The organism is Variovorax sp. AB1(2024) (assembly GCF_037482385.2).
GTDB lineage: Bacteria > Pseudomonadota > Gammaproteobacteria > Burkholderiales > Burkholderiaceae_C > Variovorax.
In genome coordinates, this window is record NZ_JBBHKP020000001.1 from 1,056,297 (window position 1) to 1,065,000 (window position 8,704).

Here is an 8,704-nt window from a genome sequence, read left to right on the forward strand (position 1 = left end):
GCCGCTGTCGTGTAACCGGATGTGCAAAGCGGGCGATGATGCCCGAGCTGCCTGTCAGACCTGCGTATCGGGCACGCGCACCGTGAGGCCATCGAAGGCCGCGGTGATGCCGAGCTGGCAGCTCAGGCGCGAGCCGGGCCTGCGCTCGGACGCGACGGCGTCGAGCAGCGCGCTTTCCATGTCGTCGGGCGGCGGCAGCAGGTCGATGAAGGCGTCGTCCACGTAGACGTGGCAGGTGGCGCAGGAGCAGCAGCCGCCGCACTCGGCGTCGATGCCGCGCACGTTGGCGCGAATGGCGGTTTCCATCACGCTGGCGCCGACCTTGGCGTCGACGTCGCGCGTGGTGCCGTCCTTGAGGATGTAGTGGATCGTGGGCATTGTTGTTCTTGGGGCTCGTTCAGAACATGTCGAAGTACTCGCGGTGTTCCCACTCCGAGACTTCGAGGTTGAAGCGGGCGATTTCCGCTTCCTTGATGTGGCAGAGGTAGTCGACGAAGGTCTTGCCCATCTGCGCGTTGAGCATCTCGTCGCGGCGCAGGCAGGCGAGGGCGTCGCCGAGCGAGCGCGGCAGCTGCTCCGCCGGGGTTTCGTACGGCGCATCGGCCGAGGGCCCGGGGTCGGTCTTGTGGCGGATGCCGTCCAGTCCCGAGAAGAGCTGCGACGCGAGGTACAGGTACGGATTGGCCGTCGGCTCGCCCACGCGGTTCTCGATGCGCGAGGCGCTCTGCCCCATGCCGCCGAGCACGCGCAGCATCGCGCCGCGGTTGTCTCTTGCCCAGATCGCGCGGTCGGGCGCTAGCGAGAAGGGGCGGTAGCGCCGGTAGCCGTTGATGGTGGGGCTCGCGAGCGCGGCCGCGCCGCAGGCGTGCGCCTTGAGGCCGCCGAGGTAGTGCATGCCGATCTCGCTGAGCGTCTGGCCCTCGGTCTCGGGCATGAAGGCATTCACGCCGTCGCTCTTGCGGCGCAGCGACTGGTGCAGGTGCCAGCCGCTGGACATCACGTTCGGGATCTTCGGGCGACACATGAAGGTGGCGTGCAGGCCGTTGCGCTGGCAGATCTGCTTGATGGCGCTGCGCAGCAGCACCATGGTGTCGGCGGGCATCACGCCGGCGGTGGGGCCGAAAGTCAGCTCGAACTGGCTCGGGCCGAACTCGATTTCCAGCGAGCGCAGCGGCAGGCCGAGCGCCAGCAGTTGCGAGCGCAGCAGCTCCATCAGCGTGTCGACGCGGTCGTAGCGCAGCTCGGTCAGGTACTGGTGGCCGTGCGACAGCAGCGACACGCGCGGCGGTTCGCCGGGCTGGCCCGAGTCGGCCAGGCCCATGCGCGCGTCGTCGAGCCTGAAGACGTGGAACTCCACTTCCAGGCCGGCGATGAAGTCCAGCCCCAGCTCGTCGAGCTGGCGCACCGCGCGCTGCAGGATCTGCCGCGTGGCGAAGGGGCAGGGCTTGCCGTCGGCCATGTAGGCGTCGCACATCACCCAGCCGGTGCGCGGCGACCACGGCAGCACCTTGAAGGTGGCGGGGTCGGCCACGATGGTGAAGTCGGCGCCGCCCTGCAGGCCCTCGATGGCGAAGCCGCCGCCCTGTGTGAACACCGGGAACACGGTCTTGTGCGAGGTGTCCTTGGCCAGCAGGGTGGAGGTGAGGTTCACGCCTTCCCAGAGGGCGGAGCGCGCCTCGCTGGCGACCAGCGTCTTGCCGCGCAGGATGCCGTGCTGGTCGGGCCAGGCGAAGCGCACGAGATCGACCTCGCCGCTGTCGATGCGGCGCACCAGTTCCCTGGCCTGCGCATGCTGGTCGTCGGACCAGAGACCGAAGCGGTCGACGAATTTGTTGCTGCTGATGCTGCTCATGGCGCGGGCTTCAGGCGGCGAGCCGTGCCGAGGCCCAGTCGGACTTCATCCGGCGTGCCCGGTCGGCCTCCTGCCAGTAGGCCTCGGTAGCGGCTTCGTCGCTGACGTTGCGGCCGATGCCGTCGATGGAGGGCGGCCCGGTCATCGCGCTGGCCTGTTCGGCGTCGATGAGCATCGGCGCGCTTTCGCCGGCCAGCGTGGCCTCGATGGCCTTCACCAGCAGGCGGCGATAGGCGACGATGCCCTTGTCGGTGCTGCCGAGGTGCTCGCGCGTGCGGTCCTGGATGGCGCCCTGCGACTCCACCGCCCACTGGTCGTGCACGTTGATGTCGTCGCCCATGCCGGTGTAGGTCTCGGTCAGCTGCTCTTCGATGCTGTAGCCGTAGTCGTTGCGCTTGTTCTTGCGCGAGGTGTAGTCGGGCAGCTCGTAGAGCTTCAGGCGCTGGTCTCGCATCTGCTGCTTGTCGACCGGGCCGGTGAAGCTGGTGAAGATGGCATACCAGTAGCAGTGCGTGTCGTCCACGGGCACGTGCCATTGCGAGATGGTCATCTCGGCGCTCATCGGAATCACGAAGGCCTGCGGGAACACCACGTTGGTCACGCGCACGTGGGTGGTGTCTTCGCTCAGCTTGCGCAGCGCCTTCAGGCGGAAGCCGTAGTCGGTCGGCTCGACGCTGATGTCGGGGCGGTCGTACTCGCGCAGCACCTTGGTGATGGGCATGTCGGAGTCGGCCGAAGCCCCGCGGAATTGCTTGCCGTAGCTGCCGGAGGTGTCCTCGTCCTCGAAGAAGCGGTGCAGGTACGAGGCGTGCGCGGGGTCGATGCCCACTTCGAGCGCCTGCAGCCAGTTGCACTCGAACAGGCCCTTGAACGCGAAGGTGTGGCTGTCGGGCGCGACGAAGCAGTCGAAGTCGGGAAACGCGGGGGGCTCGCCCTCGCCGATGTACGCGAAGATCGTTCCGGCCTTCTCGACCACCGGATAGGCCGACTGCTTGATGCGGCTGCACAGCTTGCTGGTGGCGGGCTCGGCGGGGGTTTCGAGGCAGTTGCCCTTGGCGTCGAACAGCCAGCCGTGGAAGGCGCAGCGCAGGCCGCCGTTCTCGAGCCGGCCGAAGGCGAGGTCGGCGCCGCGGTGCGGGCAGTCGCGGTCGAGCATGCCGAGCTGGCCGCTTTCGTCACGGAACAGGACGAAGTCCTGCCCCATGAGCTTCACCGGCTTCACCGGTCGCGGGCCGGCGAGCTCGTCGGCCAGTGCCACCGGCTGCCAGTAGCGGCGCAGCAGCTTGCCGGCGGGAGCGTCGGGTCCGACGCGGGTGATGAAATCGTTCTGCTCGGCGCTGATCATCGTGCGGGCTCCATCTTTGGGGGCTGTGGAAGGGATCTGCAGGCATTGCATGCAACTGTATGCATTGTCTTGGTGATCCCGGATTCCGGTCAAACTTCCATCTGCGGTTTCGCCCCGGAATGGGGCATGAAACGCCAAAAATCAGGGTAAACGCTGAGCGTAACGTCGGTTTTTGACACTTGTTTACATGAAGTGCATGCAACAACCGAGCCAGCGCAAATATGCTGCGTGCAGTGTCAGGTGCGTCTCCTAGAATTCGCCGATGGACTCCCAACAATCCCGCGTCCTCGTGCAGTTGCGCGACATGATCCTCAAGGGCGAATTCGTGCCCGGAGAGCGGCTGGCCGAGATCCCGCTGGCCGAGAAGCTCGAGGCATCGCGCACCCCGGTGCGGCTGGCGCTGGCCAGCCTGGAGCACGAAGGGCTGATCGAGCAGTCGCCTTCCGGCGGCTACCAGATGCGCCGCTTCACCTCCCAGGAAGTGGCCGACGCCATCCGCGTGCGCGGCGTGATCGAAGGCTTTGCCGCCCGCCTGCTGGCCGAGGACGGCGCGCCGCGCCAGCTGCTGCGCGACCTCAAGGATTGCCTGGACGCCGGCGACCGCGCGGTCAACAAGCCCAGCATGGATCTGGACGACTACGCGGCCTACGTCGAAATGAACGACCGCTTCCACAAGCTGATCCTCGAAGGCTGCGGCAACCTCGCGCTCAAGCGGGTGATGGACATGCTCGGCGGCCAGCCATTCGCCGCGCCCAGCGCGATGCTGCCGATGCAGTCGTCGATGGAAGAGGGCCAGCAGTGGATGCGCCAAGCGCACCGCACGCACCACGCGATGGTGCAGGCCATCGAACGCGGACAGGGCTCGCGTGCCCAGGCGCTGGGCGAGGAGCACGTCGAAATCGCGCGCATGAATCTCGACTACGCGCTGGAACGGCCCGAGCTGGCGGCCGAGCTGATGCCGGGGATCCGGCTTGTCTCCAAGGGGCGCAACACCTGAGCTACTGTTCAGTCTGTAAAAGACTGGCTGGTATTTCGGCGGGCATGTCGTCTGATTGGCGACGCACAAGACTAGAATTTCCGGCATGAATGCCGTTTCCCCCGCCAAGACCTCGTTCAAGGAACAGATGCTCCAGGCCCGCGAGGAGGCCATCGTGCAGACCGCGAACCGGTTGCTGGCCGAAAAGGGGTTCGAATCGATGACGGTCGACGAGGTGGCTGCCGCGGTCGGCATCGCCAAGGCCAGTCTCTACAAGCACTTTCCCAGCAAGGAAGACCTTGCCGCCGCGGCCATGGTGCGCATCATGCAGCGCACCATGGAGTTCCTTGCCTCGGTGCCGCCGGAGGACAAGCCGATCGCCAAGCTGCGCGCCGTGGTGCGTTGGTCGATGCAGGTTCAGCTGGCCGGCGAGATGCCGTCGCTGCCGCACCAGAACTCGACCCTGCGCGCCGCGCTGATGAACAACCGCGCCTACCTCGACCGCCTGGTGACCATCAGCGACCAGCTCGGCGGCTGGATCCAGGCCGCGCAGGCCGACGGTTCGCTGAACCCGAAGCTGCCGGCCCTCGCCGTGCTCTACACGCTGTTCGCGCGGGCCTGCGATCCGGTGCTGGGCTTCCTCAAGGCCGGCGGGCTGCAGACCGACGAGCAGATCGTCGAGCTGGTGCTCGCCACCTGCTTCGAGGGCCTGGCCTCGCGCTGAAGGCTCGGCTCGGCTGCTCAGCTGCTGAGCACTCGGCGCGGCGTCACCGCGGCCTCGACGGCCCAGCCGACCGCCAGCAAGCGGTGGTCCGTGTTGCCGATGCCGGCGATCATCAGCCCGACCGGCGCGCTGCCCGCCTCGTGGCAAGGCACGGAAAGCGCGCAGCCGTCGAACAGGTTCACCACCGACGGGTTGCGCAGCATGCGGCCGTTGATGCGGTAGTAGGTTTCGTCGTCCTTCAGCACCTCGGCAATGGTCGGCGCGGTGTCTGGCGTGGTCGGCATCAGCATCGCGTCGTAACCGGCGGCCGCGGTGTTGATCGAGCGGATGAACTGGCGGCGCAGCGCCTGCAGCTGCAGGTAGTCGGGCGCGGTGATGGTCTCGCCGGTCCTGATGCGGGCCAGCACGCGCGGGTCGTACTTGGCGGCGCCGGTCTTGATGAATTCGCGGTGCCAGGTGAAGGCCTCGGCGGCGGTGATCATGCCGCGCGGGTTGATGGCGGGCGCCTTCGCGAACTCGGCCATCGGCAGTTCGGTGACCGTGGCCCCGGCGGCGGAAAGCTTCGACAGCGCCGCCGCGAACGCCGCGGCCACTGCCGGCGACAGCTCATCCTGGAAGAAGGTCCTGGGCACCGCGAAGCGCAGGCCGCGCAGCGGCGGCACGCGGATCGGGCGTGGCAGTTCGCCAGCCATCACGGCGTCGAGCAGGGCGCAGTCTTCCACCGTCCAGGCGATCGGCCCGGCGGAATCGAAGGAGGTCGACAGCGGCAGCACGCCGTCGAGCGGAATGCGCCGCTGCGTCGGCTTGAAGCCCACGAGCCCGTTGAGCGCCGAGGGAATGCGCAGCGAGCCGCCGGTGTCGGTGCCGATGGCGCCGGCCGCCATGCCGTCGGCCACCGAGATCGCGCCACCCGATGTCGATCCACCCGGGATGCGGCCGACGGCACGGTCGTAGACATTCTTCGGCGTGCCGTAGTGCGGGTTGATGCCCAGGCCCGTGTAGGCGAACTCGACCGTGTTGGTGCGTCCGACGATGATCGCGCCGGCGCGCCGCAGCCGCTCGACCACGATGGCGTCGCGCGCTGCCGGCGGCTGGCCGGCCAGCACGGTCGAGCCGCCGAGCGTGGTGACGCCGGCTTCGTCGAACAGGTCCTTGAGCGATATGGGGATGCCTGAGATGTGAGAGGCGGCGGGGCGGCCTGCCTTGCGGTCGGCGTCGAGCCGGGCTGCGGCGGCGCGAGCCGAATCGGCGTGTACGCGGATGAAGGCGCGCGCGCCTTCGCCGGCGGGGTTCTGGATGGCCGCGAGCGCCTCTTCCACCAACTGGCTGCTGCTGACCGAGCCGGCTGCGAGGCGGCGCGACAGCTCGGCCATCGACGACTGGCCCATCGCCTTGCCGCCCGTCTCGGGCGCCTGGGCCGATGCCTTGGGCCAGAAGGAGAGCATGCCGGTGGCGGCTGCGAGGCCGGCCGACTGTTGAAGGAAAGTCCGACGTTGTTGTTGCTGTTGCTGTTGCGTCATGGCGCTCTCCTCCGGGTGGATGGGTGGGCCTCTGGCAGTCTACACAGCGGGTGCGGCCAGTGCGTTGCCGGCCGTTACAGCACGCGCGGGCTGCCGCGCGCTTTTTCATCAGCGGATGTCTATCAACAGGTGGGGCCTGAAGCCTTCCTGCTCGCCGTTGCGCGCGTAGCCCAGCGGATTGGCCACGACGCGGCAGCCGTTCTTCATGTAATCCGACGGGCAGTGCAGGTGGCCGTGCAACCACAGCCTGGCGTGGGGGAGCAGTTCGTCGAGCGCATTGCAGAAACCGGCGGTGCCGGGAGTCAGCCCGTAGCGCGGATCGCCGCTGTCGAGGCTGGGTGCGAAATGCGTAATGGCGACCGTGGTGCCGTCGAAAGGCTCGGCCAGTGCCTGTTCGAGCCAGGCCTGGCATGCGAGCGACTGCTCCCGCAGCTGGCCGGCGAGGAACAACTGGCCGTTACGCATGGTGGCCGCTTTTTCAAGGTAGAAATCGGCCGCGCGCATTGCCTTGCCCCGTTTCTTGAGTGCTTCGGCGAGGCTGTCGGCAGGGGTGGCCAGTGCGTCGAAGTCGGCCCAGAGCGTGGTGCCGACGAAGCGGATGCCGTCGATGACGCGGGTTTCGCGCTCGAGCCAGAGGATGTCGAGCTCTTCGCACAGGGTGCGCAGGCGTTCGTGGGTTTCGTCGAAGTCGGCGTTGTCGTACTCGTGGTTGCCCGGCACGTAGATCACGGGCGTCGGCCAGCCGTTGCGGGGAGAGAAGCGGCCCAGCCCGAAGTCGGTGTCGGTCAGGCGGGAGCCTTGCTGGTAGGAGCCGATGTCCCCCGCCAGGATCAGCATGTCGGCGCCCGGAACGGGCTCGGCATGGAAGCGGGGATGGGATTCCAGGTGAAGGTCGGACAACAGTTGCAACTTCATCGTCGAACCAGTCTAGGGGAATTGACCCATGCATGAAGTGCATAAGGTCTGGGTTGAAAACCTAGGGATAACCCTTATTCTTGGTACATCAACCACTCAGAGCACGGCCACAAGCCGCGCAACACCATGTTCAGCCTCATCGCCCAAGTGGCACGTTTCTTTCGCTCCTCGACCGTCAACGCCCCGGCCAGCCACGCCGCAGCACTGATGGAAAGCGCCGACATTCGCGCCGGTCGCGGAGCCCACCACGCGCAGGAACTGCGCGCCGCCGCCTCGGCCTGGCTCAGCGTCGTCCGCTGAGCGGTCGACGGGCTGGCAGGTCAGTCGGGCACCCTCTGCCCGAGGACCGATCCGGCGAAAGCCGCTGCTGCCGAGCGCAACAGCGCCGTGCGCAGCCACTCGTGCGAATGCCCGTGCTGGGCGCGCCGGTGCCAGATGGCATCCACGTGCACCGGCGGCTGGTCGAAGGGCAGGTCGCGCAGTACCAGTTGGTCGTCGATGCCGGTGACTGTCACGAAGTGACGCGGCAGCACGGTCAGCAAGTCTGAATTGGCCACCACACGGCCTGCGGTGAAGAACTGGTTCACCGTCACCACGATGCGCCGCTCGCGCCCCATGGCGCCCAGCGTCTGGTCGATGAAGCCGTAAGGCCGCCCAGAAAAACTCACCAGAAGGTGCCGCGCCGCGCAGTAGTCGTCGAGCGTTAGGGGCGCATCCGCCAGCGGATGGCCCCGGCGCATCACGCATACATATTGGCCCAGGTAGAGCCGCTGGGTCTCGAACGCAACCCCGACGCCTGATTGGCCACGCGCCGCGAGGCTGGCGATCACGGCCGGAAAGTAGCCGACGGCCATGTCGACTTCTTCGAGCTCGAGCATGCGGCGCGGGTCGCGCGTGGTCAGCGGCAGCACGCGCAGCGAGATGGCGGGCGCTTCTTTCTCGGCGATCTGCACGAGGCCCGGGATGAGCTCGGCCGCGGTTGCGTCGGCCATGGCCAGCAGGAAGGTTGTGTCGGCCGTGGCGGCATCGAATTCGCCGGGCGCCAGCGTGTGCTGAAGCTGGCGAAGCGCGTCGCGCACCGTCGGCCAGAGAGCCAGGGCCCGTGGCGTGGGCTCTACGCCGGCGCCGGAGCGGCGCACCAGTTCATCCCCCAGTACATCGCGCAGGCGCCGCAACGCGTTGCTCACCGCAGGCTGCGTGATCGACAGATTGCGGGCAGCGCGCGTGAGGTTGCGCTCTGCCATCACCTCGTCGAAGACGCGAAGCAGGTTGAGGTCGAGCGTGCGAAAGTTGACATCCATCAGTCTTGTGAATGATAAACATCAGAAAGATAAAGTGGAATCGTACTAGGGTAAGCCCTAATATTGGCAGA

The 8,704-nt window shown here is 67.3% G+C and carries 9 protein-coding genes; 3 read left to right on the plus strand and 6 right to left on the minus strand.

What is annotated here, in order from left to right; translation table 11 throughout:
- Positions 1–54: 54 nt before the first annotated feature.
- Genes WIX39_RS05150 through WIX39_RS05160 form a run of 3 tightly spaced genes read right to left on the minus strand, consistent with a single transcriptional unit; the run spans position 55 to position 3,197 of the window.
- The gene (locus WIX39_RS05150; protein ID WP_081267385.1) at positions 55–378 is read right to left on the minus strand and encodes a 2Fe-2S iron-sulfur cluster-binding protein; all 324 of its coding nucleotides are present in this window, start codon (positions 376–378) and stop codon (positions 55–57) included.
- Positions 379–397: 19 nt separating this feature from the next.
- On the minus strand, positions 398–1,852 hold the full coding sequence (locus WIX39_RS05155; protein WP_106936176.1) for a glutamine synthetase family protein: 1,455 nt from the start codon (positions 1,850–1,852) through the stop codon (positions 398–400).
- Positions 1,853–1,862: 10 nt separating this feature from the next.
- Positions 1,863–3,197, minus strand: coding sequence for an aromatic ring-hydroxylating dioxygenase subunit alpha (locus tag WIX39_RS05160; protein ID WP_106936175.1), 1,335 nt, complete (start codon positions 3,195–3,197; stop codon positions 1,863–1,865).
- Positions 3,198–3,459: 262 nt separating this feature from the next.
- Here WIX39_RS05160 and WIX39_RS05165 point away from each other — a divergent pair, with 262 nt between their 5' ends.
- Together WIX39_RS05165 and WIX39_RS05170 are read left to right on the plus strand one after the other, a co-directional pair.
- The gene (locus WIX39_RS05165; RefSeq protein ID WP_081267388.1) at positions 3,460–4,194 is read left to right on the plus strand and encodes a GntR family transcriptional regulator; all 735 of its coding nucleotides are present in this window, start codon (positions 3,460–3,462) and stop codon (positions 4,192–4,194) included.
- Between the two features lie 85 nt (positions 4,195–4,279).
- Positions 4,280–4,897 carry a TetR/AcrR family transcriptional regulator gene (locus tag WIX39_RS05170; RefSeq protein WP_081267389.1) on the plus strand — a complete coding sequence of 206 codons (618 nt, stop codon included), beginning with the start codon at positions 4,280–4,282 and terminating at the stop codon, positions 4,895–4,897.
- A 17-nt stretch (positions 4,898–4,914) separates the two neighbouring features.
- On the opposite strand, the gene WIX39_RS05175 is transcribed toward WIX39_RS05170, so the two are convergent.
- Both WIX39_RS05175 and WIX39_RS05180 read right to left on the minus strand, forming a co-directional pair.
- Complete coding sequence (locus WIX39_RS05175; RefSeq protein WP_409196319.1) at positions 4,915–6,285, minus strand: amidase; 1,371 nt, start codon at positions 6,283–6,285, stop codon at positions 4,915–4,917.
- A gap of 240 nt (positions 6,286–6,525) precedes the next feature.
- Positions 6,526–7,332 carry a metallophosphoesterase gene (locus WIX39_RS05180; protein ID WP_409194606.1) on the minus strand — a complete coding sequence of 269 codons (807 nt, stop codon included), beginning with the start codon at positions 7,330–7,332 and terminating at the stop codon, positions 6,526–6,528.
- Between the two features lie 126 nt (positions 7,333–7,458).
- Here WIX39_RS05180 and WIX39_RS05185 point away from each other — a divergent pair, with 126 nt between their 5' ends.
- Positions 7,459–7,632 carry a hypothetical protein gene (locus tag WIX39_RS05185; RefSeq protein WP_172839818.1) on the plus strand — a complete coding sequence of 58 codons (174 nt, stop codon included), beginning with the start codon at positions 7,459–7,461 and terminating at the stop codon, positions 7,630–7,632.
- Between the two features lie 20 nt (positions 7,633–7,652).
- On the opposite strand, the gene WIX39_RS05190 is transcribed toward WIX39_RS05185, so the two are convergent.
- Entirely contained in the window at positions 7,653–8,633 is a 981-nt protein-coding gene (locus WIX39_RS05190) for a LysR family transcriptional regulator (RefSeq protein WP_081267392.1), read from the minus strand.
- Positions 8,634–8,704: the final 71 nt, after the last annotated feature.